We start from the raw sequence: 15,471 nt of genomic DNA on the forward strand, positions 1-15,471 counted from the left end.
AGCCAACATCGGCAAAAGAAACAACCAGTCCTTTTGTCATATCCCTCATCATCTGTTAACCTCCATGATCCAATATAAAGCAGCTCAAAAGGGGATTGATGTACAATTCACAGAAGAAGCCTACACCTCCAAGGCCAGTTTTCTGGATCGCGATCCCCTCCCCCCCTATGAACAAGGAATCACATATCGGTTCTCCGGAAAAAGGATCAAACGCGGCGTATATAAGAGTGGGAAAGGCTTGGTAAATGCCGATCTGAACGGTGCAGCCAAAATCCAGCGAAAAGTAGTCCCAACCGCTTCGGCTCATGCGATAGAGGGGTTGGACGGTACTCAGTTCGTCAACGTGTCAACTCCTCTGGTGTTACACATTCGGTATTTTGAGATTGTTACACCAGAAACCCCCACTTCAACCAGAGCCTCAGCGATGGTAAGTGGCGGGAGTATTCATACGGAGTGTTTGGGATTTGTGCTGTTGACGGACAATTCCTTTGGCAACGGAATGAGATGGGTATCGGTCGCGCCTTCAAAAAATAACGAAACGGCCATTGTCTTTGTCAAAGCGGATACGGCGGAAAAGCTGGAGCGCGTGGGCAGCCAGGCTGCCAACCATGTGCTGCTTGTGCTGCAGACAGACGATTGCCAACGGGATTACGAGATGATGAAAGCCAAGGGTGTTCAATTCTTTGGCGAGCCAAAGACGGTTCCCTGGGGGATCGAAGTGGTCTTTGAAGACCTGTACGGCAATCGATATGATTTGCTTCAGTACAACGGGATGTGATATGTGCGCCGCTCATTTGCTGGGGGCGTACTCTTTTACCTGAATAAGAATAAATGAAACGTTTCATTTTTGCAGTTTAACTGTTGTGAATATGGTAAAAATTTAAAATAATATATTGAAATGAAAGCGCTAACGATTTATACTGATGGCAATGAAACGTTTTACTCCAGGTAAAGCGGCATAATTGAATAACAAAAACAGGATCGATCCCCTATTTTTGCAAGTAAAATGAAACGTTTCATTACGAGGTGATCTATGACGTCCACAATAAAAGATGTAGCTGCGGCGGCAGGAGTCTCGATTGGTACGGTCTCAAAAGTGATCAATAATTCCGGTTACGTCAGTGACAAGATTCGAGAGCGAGTCCTCTTGACCATCTCGCTGTTAAACTACAAGCCCAACGCCGTTGCGAGAAGTCTCAAACAGGCAAAGACGAACATGATCGGGATGGCTGTTGAGGACATATCCAATCCGTACATGACGAAAATCATGAAGTCGGTGGAAGACGTCGCAAATGAAATGGAGTACAGCCTGATTTTTTGTTCGCACAACAACAACCCGGAACAGGAAAGGAAGGCGCTTGAGTGGTTGATCGAAAAGCGGGTAGACGGAATTGTCATGGTGCCGACCGGCAGGAAGCTGGATGAGCTGATCGTGCCGAATACGATTCCGGTCACGCTCGTGGACCGCAGGGTTGAGAATTCCCGCTTTGATACCGTGGTCCACGAGAATATCAATACTTCTATTACACTGGTGCAGCATTTGTATTTCCACGGATTTCGCAAACTGTTGTTTATCCATGGAGCGCTGAGCAATTCGGTCGAAGTGGAAAGGCATGAAGGGATTGCAAGAGCGGTTGAGCTATTGGGGTTGGATGCTCAGGCACAAGCCTTTCTGGAAGTCGGCGTCCAGATCGAAGCTGTTTCAACGGCTGTTCGGGAAAAATTGGAGAAGGATGGCCTTCCGGATGGCATATACGCCACAAACCGCATCGCCCTTGCCGGGACGATCAGGGCTCTGTGGGAGATGGAAGTGAATGTCCCGGAAGATGTGGGGGTTGTGGGATTTGGCGATATCGACGAGTACGGCATATTGCGTCCCCGGTTTACGATAGCGAAAGAAGATCCTTATGAAGTCGGAAAAATAGCGGCTGAGATCTTGTTTGAGCGAATTGAAACCGACAGGCATATCCATCAGCCCAAGGAGTTTTTGGTAACGCCCAAATTCATCATCGGAACCTCTTGCGGCACGCACACTCGCTAAAGGTGCCGTACGCCGCCAGAGGTTTCATTAGATAAAAAAATGAATGGAGGGTCAATGATATGAAAAAAATAATCAGCTTGCTCGCAGCTTTCGCTTTGGTCGGATTGCTCGCGGCTTGCAGTTCGGGCCAGAGCACGGGGACAAGCGCTGGATCCGGCAGCGCCCCATCCGACAACAATGCTTCTGCCGGCGCCGAAAACGGAAAACTGAAGGTCGGGATGTCCAACTCGGTTCTCAGCATCGACTTTTTCGTAGCGCTGAAGCAAGGAGTGGAACAGGGAGCGGAGAAGAACGGATTTGAACTGATTAATACCAATGCAAACGGGGACGCGGCCAAACAGGTTTCCGATATCGAAGACATGATTCAAAAAGGCGTGAACGTCATTATCGTCAATCCGCAGGATGTCGATGCCATCGTGCCGGCGATCGAAAAAGCCAATCAGGCCGGCATACCCGTGATCGCGCTTGACCGGGGGGCATCAGCGGGGACACTGCTCTCTTTTCTGGAGACAGACAACGTCGAAATGGGACGCAAAGCGGCAGACTATATCGCCGAGAAATTGAAAGAGAGGCATGGGGATTACGTCGGCAATGTCGTCGAATTGCAAGGGCTGCTGGGATCAACGGCTGCGCGTGACCGCGGCAAGGGATTCAACGAACAAATCGAACAAAAGTATCCGAATATTAAGATTATCGCTCGCCAAGCGGCTGATTTTAACCAGGAAAAGGCGTTAAATGTCATGACGAACATCTTGCAGGCCAACCCGCAAATTGACGCTGTGTTTGGCCACAATGACGACAATACGGTAGGAGCGGCAAATGCGATTGACCAAGCTGGCCGATTTAAACCGCTGGAGGATAAAGAGCATATCATCATCATTGGGATCGACGGCACCCGTCAAGCCGTGCAGGCGATCAAAGACGGACGCATCGATGCGACGATCTCCCAGGTCCCTATCGAAATGGGCGAGATGGCGGTCGATTACGTCAAGCAGGCCTTGATCGAGAAGAAACAGGTTGAGGCGCATACCTATACCCGTAATTTCCTGGTGACGAAGGAGAATGTGGATACGGAAAAATTATGGGCCACGGAATTAAAGAGCAACTGACGCGGGAGGATCTGTGATGGAGAAGGCAGCTCTGCTGAAGATGACCGGGATCTCCAAGGCATTCCCCGGTGTGAAAGCTCTGGACAATGTTGACTTCAGCATTAGCGAGGGGGAGGTTGTCGGTCTGCTCGGGGAAAATGGAGCAGGAAAATCGACCCTGATGAAAATTTTAAGCGGGATTTACACGCCGGATGCGGGCGATATCTGGTTGGAAGGAAAGAAAATCGTGCTGCGCGGCCCCAAGGATTCGCAGAGGGCAGGGATCAGCATCATCCACCAGGAATTGAATCTGCTGCCCCATTTAACGGTTGCGGAAAACATCTTTATTCACTCACTGCCGCGAAAGGGATTTTCCTTGGACAAGAAAAGGCTGTTTCTGGATGCCGAACGCCTTCTCGGCGAGCTTGGGTTTGACATAAATCCCAAGGCGGTTATCGACGATCTGACTGTAGGCACGCAGCAGATGGTCGAGATCGCCAAGGCGCTCTCTTTTCAATCGAAAGTGATCATCATGGATGAGCCGACGTCGGCGATAACCGAGCAGGAAACAGCCAAGCTGTTTGAAATCATCCGTTCCTTAAAGGAAAAAGGCATTGCGATTATCTACATCTCTCACCGGATGGAAGAAATATACGAGATCTGTGACAGAGTAGTGGTGCTTCGCGACGGATGCAATGCCGGCGGCGGGCTCTCCAAGGAGCTCAAACCGGATCAGATCGTAAGCATGCTGGTCGGAAGAGAATTGACGCAAATTTTCCCCAAGAGACAGGGAACAGTCAGTCAGGAAGTGGTTTTGGAGATCAAGAATTTGGGACGGAAGGGCGTCTTTGAAAACATCTCTTTCCAATTGCATAAAGGGGAAATTCTCGGGTTTTCCGGGCTGATGGGTTCCGGACGGACTGAATTGATGGAGACTATCTTCGGCGTCGAGCCGATATCGGGCGGAGAAATCTGGATCGACGGCAAGCAGACTAAAGTCAGATCAACCCGCGATACCATATCGCAAGGCTTTGCGCTGGTGCCGGAGGACCGCAGACAGCATGGAATGATCGGCAATTTTTCCGTCACCCATAACATTACCCTAGCCACCTTGAAGCGATTTGCCGGACGATTCCGCAAAGTAAGCGCAAGGCGGGAGAGGGAAGCGGCAGATCGGCACATATCCGAGCTGCGGATCAAATCACCTCACGGCGGTACGGTCATATCCAATCTGAGCGGCGGCAATCAGCAGAAGGTCATCATCGCAAAATGGCTGGAGTCAAAGCCGCGCATTCTCATCCTGGATGAACCGACCCGCGGCATTGATATCGGCGCCAAATCGGAGATTTACCAGATCATCCAACAGCTGGCGTCACAAGGCACCTCCATCATCATGATCTCATCGGAGCTGCCGGAGGTGATCGGCATGAGCGACCGGATACTGGTGATGGCAGACGGCAGGATTACCGGCGAGTTTACCCGTGAGGAGGTCACGCCGGAGAAGATTATGCTGTGTGCGACAAAAGGGGGGGAAGTATGAGCAACCAGGGTGCATCCTTACATGAATCCTCTGTTGAAGCAGTGAAAAGAAAAGAGGAGCAAAAAAGCAGCTTTCTCTCGCTGCTGCTAAAAAATAAAGTACTGATTGCCTTGCTGCTGCTCTGCCTGTTTTTTTCGATGGCAACGGAACAGTTTCTGCGGATCGACAACATCCTGAACATCTTCTTGCAAAGCGCCATTATGGGCGTGGTGGCCATCGGGATGACCTATGTGATTATTACAGCGGGGATCGACCTGGGCGTCGGATCAGTGGTCGCCGTTTCCGGTATGTTTATCGCAGGCATGGTTCAATCAGGCATGCCGCTGATCGTCGCCGTCCTGGTCGGCTTGCTGGTAGGTACGGCTAGCGGCGTGATAAACGGGTTCTTCATTACGAGATTTAATATGGCGCCGTTCATTGTCACGCTGGGGATGATGGCTGCGGCCCGTTCTGTGACCTTGGTCTATTCGGACGCCCAAACCATCTCTGTCTATAAAGACCCGACTCTGCAATTTCTCCGCATGGGTCAAATTGCCGGCATTCCGGTGATGATCCTGATTACGGTCGTCATGTTCCTGGCGGCTCACTACGTATTGTCCAACACCGTGTTCGGCCGCCATGTTTACGCGATTGGCAGCAACAAGAAAGCGGCCGAGCTCTCCGGGATAAATGTCAAACGCGTCCAAATGATGGTCTATATCATCGCCGGCACTCTGGCTGGCCTCGGCGGCTTGATGATGACAGCCAGGCTCGGCTCGGGAACGCCTTTGGCAGGTTCAAACCTGGAGCTGATGGCAATTGCCGCCGTGGTGATTGGCGGTACCAGTCTCTCCGGCGGCAGAGGGACGATTTTTGGCACCTTGGTAGGGGTTCTCTTGATCAACGTCTTAAACACCGGGATGAATCTCATGAATATCTCCTCGCACTATCAAGGATTGATCATGGGAATTGTCATTATTTTTGCCGCACTGATCGACTCTGTAAGCAACAAAAAAGCAGGGTGACAAAACATGCTGAATAAACGGAGGGAACACAGATGAGCCAAGAGGTGAATGTGATGAAAAAGTTTATTAACGATCCGGAAAAAGTCGTAGATGATATGTTGGAGGGATTGCTGCTCGCGCATTCCGATCAATTGAAGAGCGTCAGAAGCGACAACCGTGCGCTGGCCAGAATCGATGCTCCTGTACGGGGAAAGGTGGCCATCGCGACAGGCGGCGGCTCCGGTCATCTGCCCTTGTTCCTCGGCTACGTGGGCAAAGGAATGCTGGACGGGGTAACGGTAGGGGATATTTTTGCCTCTCCCAGTTCCCAGCAAATGCTGGATGTGACGAGAGCCATACATGGCGGAGAGGGAGTGCTGTACATCTACGGGAACTACGGCGGGGACGTGATGAATTTCGATATGGCTGCAGAATTGGCCGATCTGGAAGGGATCCGCGTAGAAACCGTTGTGGCGACAGATGACGTGGCATCCATGCCTGCCGGATATGAGCACCAACGGCGCGGTGTGGCAGGCATGTTTTATCTGTATAAACTGGCTGCTGCCAAAGCGGAACAAGGGGCCAATCTGGATGAGGTAAAGCGCATCGCCGAAATGGCCAATGCGAACGTCCGCACCATGGGCGTTGCACTGACGCCCTGCATCCTGCCGGCGGTCGGACGTCCGACATTTACGATCGGAGAAGGCGAGATGGAGATCGGCATGGGGATTCACGGCGAGCCTGGGATTCAGCGCGGAAAGCTGGAAACAGCCGACGAAGTCGCAAAATCCCTGGTGACGGCGATTCTGGCCGATTTGCCGATCGAGCAGGGCGAGGATGTTTCCGTGCTGATCAATGGATTAGGAGCCACGCCTCTGGAAGAACTATACATTATCTACAGAACCGTGCATAAACTTTTGGAAGAAAAAGGGATACAAATTTACAAGCGCTATATCGGCGAGTTTGCCACTTCGCTGGAAATGACCGGCCTTTCCGTGTCCATATTGCGTCTCAACGATGAACTGCGCGAGCTGCTGGATGCGCCTTTCCATACGCCCTTCTATACGCAAAACGAACTGTAAGTCTAACAAAAGAGACAAAGGTGGAAAGAGATGTGAAAGAAACGCTGACGTTGGCTGACATGCGAAATATTTTAACCGAGATTACCAGGCTGATGGACGAACAGAAAGATTACCTCTGCCAGCTCGACGGAGCGCTGGGCGATGGTGACATCGGCTTGACGATGTCCAAAGGATTCCGGGCCGTCACGGAAAATCTGCCCAACATTCCGGATGAGAACATCGGCATTGTCTTGATGCGAAGCGCGCTTGTGATGGGGGAAACGGTAGCATCCACGATGGGAACTTTAATGGCGTCTGCATTGATTCGCGGGGGAAAGGTGATGCAGGGAAAAACGGAGTTACATGTGGAGGATCTGTACACCATGACCAGTGCGATGGTTCAGGCTTTCATGGAGCGGGGCAAGGCGAAGGTCGGAGACAAGACGATCCTCGATTCCGTCGTTCCCGCGATGGATGCATTGGAAGCAGCACACCAGGCGGGCAAGCCGTTAAAGGAAGCGATCAACGATGCTTATGCGGCAGCAGAAGACGGTGCAAAGCGCACGATCGGGATGCAATCCCGTCACGGCCGGGCTGGCAGGTATCTCGAACGCTCAATCGGACACCAGGATCCGGGAGCTACTGTGGGGGCGCTCTTTTTCAAAGGTTTTGCCAACTATGTTAATAGCCAGCCAGGCACCTGAATAAGGAGACAAAAGGGAGGAGGAATCCTCCCTTTCCGTTTTCACGTTGATAAGCGGAACATGCTGGTTGGTGGCATCAATATTTGATTTGGCTTATAATACAGTTTGGTATTTTTAATGTAGGTATCGTGTATCTAGAACAAAAGGAGCGGCATCTGATGCTGATTACACAAAATGATAACAAATCAACCGAAAAAGATTAGTCTGGCTACGCTTCTTACTGGCTTAGTCACTTTATCGGTTGTTTTGACATTATCCATTGTTCTCCTTGCCTCCTATAAATCGAAAAAACAATCGCTAATCGACACGATACTCATCTTAAACTATTCAAGCGCAGTGAAGATGAGCCAGACCATTGACTCTCTGTTTACATCTATGCGAAGCAGCTTGCGTTACTCGGCAAGCATCTTATCGAAATATACTCCCGCTTATAGAGATGACGCAGTACATTCTAATTTAGAATTGCTTCGACATAGCAGTAACTACTTTAACTCTTTAGTTGTGGTGGATGAAACCGGAGTTGTTCGAGCTGTGTCAGCAGAAACCGACAACATCGCCGGCAATCATATTTCAACGAGAGAAGCAAAGAAGGCCCTGGCTTCGAAGAAACCCTACGTCTCCCATCCCTACATCACCACGAATACCAAACGTCTGATCGTATTCATGAGCGAACCGATCTTCGATATGGATGGAATATACCGCGGTTTTATTGGAGGATCGATCTATCTACAGGAAAACAACATATTGAATATGATCTTTGGAAGCAATCCAACAGAAAAAACAGGTTCGTCTTTTTACATCGTGAGCTCCAATGGTCATTTGCTGTTCCATCGCGACAAAAGCCGGTTAGGTGAGGATCTCAGCGCCGATCCAGTCGTTCGCTTGCTGAATCTAGGTAAAAGTGGACTTGAACAAGTGGTCGACTTAAGCGGAGAGGATGTACTCGCTGGATACGTGAAGGTTCCGGGAAATTGCTGGGGTGTAGTAGTGGTCTCGCCTATCAGTGTGGTCAATAAGCAATTATACGATCATATCCAAACCATTCTGTTGTTTTTGCTGCCTCCATTCGCGTTATTGGTGCTGTTGGTCGTATGGCTTGCACGCAAACTGGCGAGACCTATTGTGGACCTGGCTGACCTTGTGAGCAAAATCGGAAGCGAAGACGTCCAACTTCCCGAAGAAAAGCAACATTGGAACAGAGAAGCCAATTTGTTAACAGAAGCCATTCGGTACGCATTTCTGGACATAAAAAAACGGACCGATCAATTGACACTTGATGCAATGACCGATCTATTAACAGGTTTGCCAAACCGCAGAACGTTGGAAACGATTATGCTGAAATGGATTCAGGAGCAAACCCCTTTTTCTATCATTATCATGGATATTGACAGATTTAAATTCATTAATGACACATACGGCCATCCTGCCGGGGACGAAGTGTTAAAGCATTTCGCGAATATGATTACCCAGTTAGTCCGACCGGATGATATCTGCTGCCGTTTTGGCGGTGAAGAATTTATTGTTCTTCTCGCGAATGCTGATGTGAATGATGCTTACAAGACAGCCGAACGAATTCGAACCAATCTGGAAAAAAGCGACACACCTATTGGCCAGCCGATTACCGTCTCTCTCGGCATCGCAAACTATTCTTTACACTCCGGTTCGGTGGAAGAGCTGATACATACAGCTGACAAAGCTTTGTATCAGGCTAAGGAATCGGGGAGAAACCAGACTATTGTTGCGGATCAGCAAGAGTCTAGTCTGTAAATCTGGCAAGGTAGCGAGGCAGGCAAGCCGGCGAATCGGATCGCCAAGCCGAAAAAGGTCGGGACAGGAGCTCGACCTTTTTCGGCTTGGCGTTTCCCTTATCGCTCAAAGCTCATGAAAAGCTTGTTCTAATGCTCAACAGCTTGTCTTAACAGAACAGACGCCTTTTCGGAATCAATTCCTCTAACGAGTGCAAGTTCGCTGATGAAAACTTGTTGGGCGTGATCCAGCATAATACGTTCTCCCGTTCCCAGCACCTTCTGCTTGCTGATCCACAGCAATTCCCGGATTACTTCGGCCGCCGCGTGTATATCTCCGCTTTTCAACTTATCAGTATTGATCCGATAGCGCAGGTTGGCATTTGTCAAGATATCTGGCTCACCTTCATGAAAACTGGCGAGAACATCTTCCATCACCCTGAAGTCGACAATTTGACGGATGCCCAGAGAGGATATTTTTTCGACAGGAACCATGATATGAAGTTCTCTCAACAGCATATTTAAAACATAATAAAGATGGTGTTCACCCAGAAAGTCCTTTTCCTCAATCGCCTCAATGATGCCTGCACCATGAATCGGGTAAAAGATCTTGTCGCCGACTTGAAACATACCTACACCTCCTGCTATAAGTATAACATACTTTTTTCGGATAACAAAAATTATTAATTTTACCATGTGCAATTTAATGTTGTCAACGATATAATTTGTTGGTAATATACCTATTGTAAAATTTTTTTTACTGTAAAAATGAAGCTGGTTGTAATATGCTGTATCAAGACAGTTCGAAACCATCCTGTCTATAAACAAAACTATGGGGGAATGAAAATTGAACAGAGGGACGACACCAACAAGCGGTCTATCGGAAGGAGGAGCGATTCCGTACCTGTCGATAGACAAGACTACCAAGAAGCTGATCGTATTGGCAGCGAGTTTTATCGCGGCGTTAATGGTAGCCAATATCGTCGCGATCAAGGTGGTCGACGTGGGGTTCGCCAATGTAACGGCAGCTATTTTCTTTTATCCGATCACTTTTGTGATGGCGGATACGATCTCGGAAATCTGGGGAAGGAAGGTAGCTCGGCGGGCGATCTGGACAGGCTTATGCATGAACCTGTTCATGGTTGGGGTGTTTACCCTTGTCATTCACATGCCGTCAGCACCTTATTTTGAAAATCAAAAGGAGCTGGAGATGGTCTTGGGCGGCGTACCGAGAATGGTGCTTGCCTCTTTGGTCGCGTATTCCATCAGCCAAAACATCGATATTTACTTATTTACTACGCTGCGTGAAAAGACAAACGGAAAATATCTGTGGCTGCGCAGCAATGTCTCGACGATCATCTGTCAGCTGTTGGATACAGCGGTTTTCTTCATCGTAGGCTTCTGGGGGATCATGCCGGTATCTGAAATGTTCCTGGCTACCTCAACAGAATTCAGCGTCAAGGTAGCGATGTCAGTAATCGGCACACCGTTTATATATCTGCTGGTTAAATGGGCAAGAAGGTAAGTCGAATAGACGAAAGAACAAGCTCGCTCTGGGAAAAAGAGCGAGCAAAAACGGGCCGCGCTGTTAGCCGGCTTGCTGGAGAGGTGCTGACTGCTTTCCCGGCATTCCCGCAGGCCGCTGAACGAAGGGTCTTCTCGCATAAAAATCCCCTCAGGCGGACTGTCTTGAGTACAGTCAGCCGTGAGGGGATTTCTATGCTGTTATGGCTTACTCCAATCCCTGGCGTTGTTTTAACAGGTCCCGGATCTCCGCAAGCAGTTCCTCTTCTTTGGAAGGTGCCGGCGGTGCTGCCGGTTTTTCCTCCGCCTTTTTCTTGAATTTGGTAAGCGCCTTTACGAACAGGAAGATCGAGAAAGAGATGATGAAGAAATCGACTACGGTTTGCAGAAATGTCCCGTACCTGACAGTGGCATCTTCATAAGTAAATTCGAGTTGTGTAAAATCCAAGCCGCCCAGGAGCAGGCCGATGACCGGCATGAGCATATCTTGCACCAGAGAGGTAACGATCTTGCCGAAAGCCGCTCCGATGATGACCCCGATCGCAAGGTCCAATACATTTCCTTTTAATGCAAAAGCTTTAAATTCTTTCCACACGGTTTGTAAGTCTCCTTTTTTTCGACTGTTCGGTCAGCTATTATACCGTAATTCGTGCGGAAAAAACAGGTTCGAAGTTACTGATATACTCTTTTTACCCGCATCCCCAGGCGGCTCAAGATTTCGTTCGCAATGGTGCCGCTTTGCCCGGCAATCTGTCCTGCCGTAATCGTCTCCTCCCCGTCTTGTCCGATCAGCGTCACCGTATCGCCCGCCCGGACTCCCTCGATATGCGTCACATCTACCATCAACTGGTCCATGCAGATATTGCCGGCGATTGGTGCCCTTTGGCCACGGATCAGTACATATCCGCCTGTTTCCGAGAGAACTTTGGGGATGCCATCAGCGTATCCGATCGTGACCGTAGCGATCCTGCTGTCCGCCTTGGCGATAAAACGGCGCGAATAGCCAACAGGGTCTCCGGCCTTGATGTCTTTGACCTGTGCCACCCTCGCCTTGAGTGAGAGGACCGGCCGCAAGTCAACCCGCTGCTTTACGCGCTCCGTATCGGCTTCATTGCCAAGCAGTCCGTACAGCGCGATTCCTGGACGCGCCAGTTCGTACGCTATTTTGGGATAATGCAAAATCCCATAGCTGCTTTGGACATGCAGCGTGCCGGGGTGAATTCCTTCCACCCTCAGACGATCGATCACCTCGTTGAAGCGTTCGATTTGCCGGTGCGTATAGGCGACATCTGCTCTTTCCAGGCTGTCTGCCGCAGACAGATGGGTAAAGGTGCCCGTCACCTGTACATTCTTGTGTCGGTACATCGAGCAGATGCGCGCGATGTTCTCGTGATTTTCCCCGAGTCTGCCCATTCCGGTGTCTATTTTCACATGGGCTTTGATCTGTCTGCCGTACGCCTGCAAGGCTTCGGCATAATCGGCGCAAATCACTGTCTGCGTAAGCTTATAGCGCACCAGGTCGCCAAACCGGCTCTCTGCTGTATACCCCAGGATGAGGATTTCTCCTCTTATCCCGTGTTTGCGCAGGGCAATCCCTTCTGAGACCTCTGCCACGGCAAAGTGTCTTACACCGACTTTGTAAAGGCGGCTGGCTGCCTGGATGCTTCCGTGCCCGTAGGCGTCGGCCTTGACGACCGCCATGACCCCGCAGCCTGGACGAAGAACGCCTTGCAGTTGGGATAGGTTGTGTTCCAGATTGTCCAGATTCACCTCGGCCCAAGCCCTGTATCGGTTATCTTTTTTTTTACGAAAACGGGTCAGGCGAACAACAACGACCGACAGCGCGATCGACAAAACAGTTACGGCGACATAATGAATCAGGCTGTCCGCCACCAGGATATCGGTTAAGCCGGTCGCCTTGCCCGCCGCCCTCACGAGCACGATCGCCCAGGGATGGAAGATGTAGATCCAGGTGCTTGCCTGTCTGAGGTATCGGCCGCGGCTTCCCTCTCCCTGCGGCAAGAGCAGCAGTTGGCAGAGAAAGTAGATGGCGGGAATGAGAAAAACGTACATGCTGTCATGCCGCGGGAGGTGAAGCGCGTGCAGCATCATCCCTTCGATGAACATCAAGCCCAGTGACAGCGCAAAGCAGATGGCGCTTACGCCTGCGGATAGTTTTTGCTCAGATGCTCTTGCCGTCCACGCCCCCAATGCGACAAAAACGGGAGCGAAAAACAGTCCGTTTCTCGTGTAGTCAAACAGAGTAAACATATAGGTGTAGACGGAATGTAAGAGCGCGTTTTGTTCTGTTAAACCAAAATAGCTATCGCCAAGCAGACCGACGAGATACAAAAACCCTGTCACAGCAAGCAGGAGCGCAGCTGGCATCCTTCTATAGAGGAAATAGGTGATATACATTCCCAGAATCAAGGCCGGGAGATACCAAAGATGATAGAAGGTACCGTTAAAGACAAGATCCTTGAACAGGGAGGACAGGCTCGCATCTGCAAAATGACCGGCATACCAATTCAACGGAAGGTACAGCGCGATGGAAAAAAGGTAAAGCCACCCTATCTTGGAGGCGAACCGATGAAGCGCCTTCCTGTCCTGCACATGATCTCCCGTCAGCTTGTGAAAGAAGAAGAAGCCGGATACGAAAAAGAAAAACGGCACGGCCAAGCGCGCCAAAATGCTGGTCAAAAGAAAATCTGCGTATTCGTTGTAGGACGTCAAGGGACCTGTATGATTGGCGATGACCAACAAAGCCGCAATGATTCTAAAACGGTCCAGTCCGATGTAGCTGTTTTTAGCGGCCACGATCTTCACTGCCTTTTGAGTGGAATGCTGTGATCACGAAGCCGTCTTGGTTGTTTCCCGACAGGTTGCACGGGACAGCGGGATTGACCGGGATCGCTGTCGTGCCCTGCTCCGCCGGGACGTAGTAGATTTCGATGAGCAAGCGTTCCGTTTCCATAAACAGATGATTGCGATCAAAGGTGTACTGTTTTAAAAATTCGCTGTATTCCTCCAGAGAAAAACCGCGCTGCTCGATGATGGCCGAGTGCGGATAGCCGACGTAGCGAAAATGCCACGGCTCGCACGCGATGTTGGTGATGTGCTCCTTGTCGGCCTTATACCGTTGGATAAAGCCGTACTCGGCCGCTAGTTGTTTGAAGGTCCGGCAGACGCCGTAGTCGGGGAACGACGGGCAGATGAAATCCACGTCATCGGTGTTTTCTCCGACGTCAACGGCCAGGCCGGTCTGGTGTTCGCTTTCGCCGGGACGTGCTACATAGCTTGCCGTAAAAGCGGCGCCGTTTTCCTGCAAAGAGGTTTCATAGAGCTCTTCCTGTTCTTGTTTCGAGCGATAACCGCTGACGATCACGATGCGATCCATGGCACGGCACGCCTGCAGCAATGCGCCCAGCTGCTTCAGGCATTCTTTTTGGAGGGAGATTTCCCCACCTGGCAGTTGAACAGCCTGCACGTCGCTTACCGGCAGCAGGTCTGGCCCTGTTCCGCTTTGCATTACGGGATGTTGGCGGTTGACCAAAATCAAATGACCCTCGTGAATCTTCGTCCGGTCCAGCCGGATAAGATCGTACTCGGCGGCAGGCGGTCTGCGGGGTATGAAGAGGTCTTTTATCTGCTCCATGTGATTTCATTCTCCTTTGCGGCAAGTTGTATCAAGCGGTCAAGGATCTCCTGGTAGGAAAGCTGGATCGAACGCAGCATATTCGGGTATCTGCTCTTGGAGGTGAAGCCAGGCATCGTGTTTACCTCGTTAAACACAAGCTGTCCATCGCGGGTGAGGAACATGTCTACTCTGGCCAGCCCTTTGCAGCCCAGCGTTTTATAGACGAGCAGCGCCGTTTCCTTTACCTTGGCCGCCGTCCCGGCTGCTATTCTGGCCGGCAGGTGAATAGCCGCGGTTTCGAGTGAATATTTTTCTTTGGTGTCAAAAAATTCGCTGGCGATCTCGATTTCATCCACTTCGCCGATGACAGGCTCGGCGTTGCCCAAAACCGCGCATCCCACTTCAAAACCGTCAATGCTTTGTTCAATGACGACCTTGTCGTCATGCATGCGGGCCAGCTTTACACCGTTGATCAGCTCCCGCTCGTTGTACGCCTTTGTGATCCCGAATGAAGACCCGGACCTGGCAGGTTTGATGTAAAGCGGATATCCGATCCTGCCCGCGGCAGCCACTGCTTTTTCGATTTTTTCCCCGTTGGTCAAAGTAAATGATTCGGGTGTTGCAACTCCGGCTGCCCGCACCAGGGTATGGGCGATCTCCTTGTCCATGCAGATCGCTGAGGAAAGCGTGTCACAGCCGACAAACGGAATGCCTGAGAGCTCCAGAAGTCCCTGGATGGTTCCGTCTTCACCGTTTTTGCCGTGCAGGACCGGGAACACCACATCGATTTTTGTCAGGAGAAACTTATTGTCAGTCACTTCAACGAGCCCTCTCATCTCTCGGGATGGCGAGATAAAGGCGGGCGAGCAGCTGGGATGCTCATGCCAGGCATCCCTTCGAATGTCGTCCACACTGCCGCTGTACTTGAGCCATACTCCGTCGCGGGTAATTCCTACCATAACGATGTCGTACCGATCTCGATCCAGATGATCGAGAACCGCGGCGGCAGAGCTTAACGATATCTCGTATTCGTTGGAACAGCCGCCAAACAATACGGCGATAGTTTTCTTTTCCATCCGGCAAGCCTCCTGTATCCATTCCGGCCATCGCAGCTTTGCTCGCGCCCTCGCTTTGCGATGACTCAATCT

General features: G+C 50.6%; 14 protein-coding genes. 9 read left to right on the plus strand and 5 right to left on the minus strand.

Translation table 11 applies throughout. The features are described 5' to 3' along the window. The 8 genes from ACI7RC_RS02900 to ACI7RC_RS02935 form a co-directional block, all read left to right on the plus strand. A partial coding sequence (locus ACI7RC_RS02900; RefSeq protein ID WP_408106730.1) for a VOC family protein occupies positions 1 to 778 on the plus strand: 778 nt, incomplete at its 5' end. Positions 779 to 1,033: 255 nt separating this feature from the next. Next, a complete protein-coding gene (locus ACI7RC_RS02905; RefSeq protein ID WP_408106731.1) occupies positions 1,034 to 2,041 on the plus strand; it encodes a LacI family DNA-binding transcriptional regulator in 1,008 nt (335 codons plus the stop codon). Positions 2,042 to 2,100: 59 nt separating this feature from the next. Beyond that, on the plus strand, positions 2,101 to 3,150 hold the full coding sequence (locus ACI7RC_RS02910) for a sugar ABC transporter substrate-binding protein (RefSeq protein ID WP_408106732.1): 1,050 nt from the start codon (positions 2,101 to 2,103) through the stop codon (positions 3,148 to 3,150). 16 nt (positions 3,151 to 3,166) lie between these two features. Beyond that, positions 3,167 to 4,669 carry a sugar ABC transporter ATP-binding protein gene (locus tag ACI7RC_RS02915; protein ID WP_408106733.1) on the plus strand — a complete coding sequence of 501 codons (1,503 nt, stop codon included), beginning with the start codon at positions 3,167 to 3,169 and terminating at the stop codon, positions 4,667 to 4,669. Further along, a complete protein-coding gene (locus ACI7RC_RS02920) occupies positions 4,666 to 5,673 on the plus strand; it encodes an ABC transporter permease (RefSeq protein ID WP_408106734.1) in 1,008 nt (335 codons plus the stop codon). Before ACI7RC_RS02915 ends, ACI7RC_RS02920 begins: the two co-directional genes overlap by 4 nt. A 32-nt stretch (positions 5,674 to 5,705) precedes the next feature. Then, positions 5,706 to 6,734, plus strand: a complete 1,029-nt coding sequence (gene dhaK, locus ACI7RC_RS02925) for a dihydroxyacetone kinase subunit DhaK (protein ID WP_408106735.1) — start codon at positions 5,706 to 5,708, stop codon at positions 6,732 to 6,734. A 32-nt stretch (positions 6,735 to 6,766) separates the two neighbouring features. Next, a complete protein-coding gene (gene dhaL, locus ACI7RC_RS02930) occupies positions 6,767 to 7,417 on the plus strand; it encodes a dihydroxyacetone kinase subunit DhaL (protein WP_408106736.1) in 651 nt (216 codons plus the stop codon). 174 nt (positions 7,418 to 7,591) lie between these two features. Further along, positions 7,592 to 9,184, plus strand: a complete 1,593-nt coding sequence (locus tag ACI7RC_RS02935; RefSeq protein ID WP_408106737.1) for a sensor domain-containing diguanylate cyclase — start codon at positions 7,592 to 7,594, stop codon at positions 9,182 to 9,184. 128 nt (positions 9,185 to 9,312) lie between these two features. Here ACI7RC_RS02935 and ACI7RC_RS02940 read toward each other — a convergent pair whose 3' ends face one another. Continuing rightward, positions 9,313 to 9,792 (minus strand): CarD family transcriptional regulator, encoded by a 480-nt coding sequence (locus ACI7RC_RS02940; RefSeq protein ID WP_408106738.1) that lies wholly within the window; start codon positions 9,790 to 9,792, stop codon positions 9,313 to 9,315. Between the two features lie 217 nt (positions 9,793 to 10,009). On the opposite strand from ACI7RC_RS02940, the gene ACI7RC_RS02945 reads away from it, so the two are divergent. Then, positions 10,010 to 10,687 carry a queuosine precursor transporter gene (locus ACI7RC_RS02945; RefSeq protein WP_408106739.1) on the plus strand — a complete coding sequence of 226 codons (678 nt, stop codon included), beginning with the start codon at positions 10,010 to 10,012 and terminating at the stop codon, positions 10,685 to 10,687. A gap of 207 nt (positions 10,688 to 10,894) precedes the next feature. Here the strand turns inward: ACI7RC_RS02945 and mscL are convergent, their stop codons facing one another. The 4 genes from mscL to vanG form a co-directional block, all read right to left on the minus strand. Then, complete coding sequence (gene mscL, locus ACI7RC_RS02950; RefSeq protein ID WP_408106740.1) at positions 10,895 to 11,281, minus strand: large conductance mechanosensitive channel protein MscL; 387 nt, start codon at positions 11,279 to 11,281, stop codon at positions 10,895 to 10,897. A gap of 77 nt (positions 11,282 to 11,358) precedes the next feature. Beyond that, positions 11,359 to 13,503 carry a serine racemase VanT catalytic subunit gene (gene vanT, locus ACI7RC_RS02955; RefSeq protein ID WP_408106741.1) on the minus strand — a complete coding sequence of 715 codons (2,145 nt, stop codon included), beginning with the start codon at positions 13,501 to 13,503 and terminating at the stop codon, positions 11,359 to 11,361. Next, positions 13,493 to 14,341, minus strand: a complete 849-nt coding sequence (locus tag ACI7RC_RS02960) for a M15 family metallopeptidase (protein WP_408106742.1) — start codon at positions 14,339 to 14,341, stop codon at positions 13,493 to 13,495. The genes vanT and ACI7RC_RS02960 overlap by 11 nt, the downstream gene beginning before the upstream one ends. Then, entirely contained in the window at positions 14,329 to 15,399 is a 1,071-nt protein-coding gene (gene vanG / locus ACI7RC_RS02965; RefSeq protein WP_408106743.1) for a D-alanine--D-serine ligase VanG, read from the minus strand. The genes ACI7RC_RS02960 and vanG overlap by 13 nt, the downstream gene beginning before the upstream one ends. Positions 15,400 to 15,471 lie beyond the last annotated feature (72 nt).

Source organism: Brevibacillus sp. B_LB10_24 (genome assembly GCF_046036945.1).
Classification (GTDB): domain Bacteria; phylum Bacillota; class Bacilli; order Brevibacillales; family Brevibacillaceae; genus Brevibacillus_C.

Coding starts and splice junctions, on each gene's coding strand:
- ACI7RC_RS02905 (WP_408106731.1), top strand. CDS start 1,034: ATGACGTCCACAATAAAAGATGTAGCTGCGGCGGCAGGAGTCTCGATT.
- ACI7RC_RS02910 (WP_408106732.1), top strand. CDS start 2,101: ATGAAAAAAATAATCAGCTTGCTCGCAGCTTTCGCTTTGGTCGGATTG.
- ACI7RC_RS02915 (WP_408106733.1), top strand. CDS start 3,167: ATGGAGAAGGCAGCTCTGCTGAAGATGACCGGGATCTCCAAGGCATTC.
- ACI7RC_RS02920 (WP_408106734.1), top strand. CDS start 4,666: ATGAGCAACCAGGGTGCATCCTTACATGAATCCTCTGTTGAAGCAGTG.
- dhaK (WP_408106735.1), top strand. CDS start 5,706: ATGAGCCAAGAGGTGAATGTGATGAAAAAGTTTATTAACGATCCGGAA.
- ACI7RC_RS02935 (WP_408106737.1), top strand. CDS start 7,592: ATGATAACAAATCAACCGAAAAAGATTAGTCTGGCTACGCTTCTTACT.
- ACI7RC_RS02940 (WP_408106738.1), bottom strand. CDS start 9,792: ATGTTTCAAGTCGGCGACAAGATCTTTTACCCGATTCATGGTGCAGGC.
- ACI7RC_RS02960 (WP_408106742.1), bottom strand. CDS start 14,341: ATGGAGCAGATAAAAGACCTCTTCATACCCCGCAGACCGCCTGCCGCC.
- vanG (WP_408106743.1), bottom strand. CDS start 15,399: ATGGAAAAGAAAACTATCGCCGTATTGTTTGGCGGCTGTTCCAACGAA.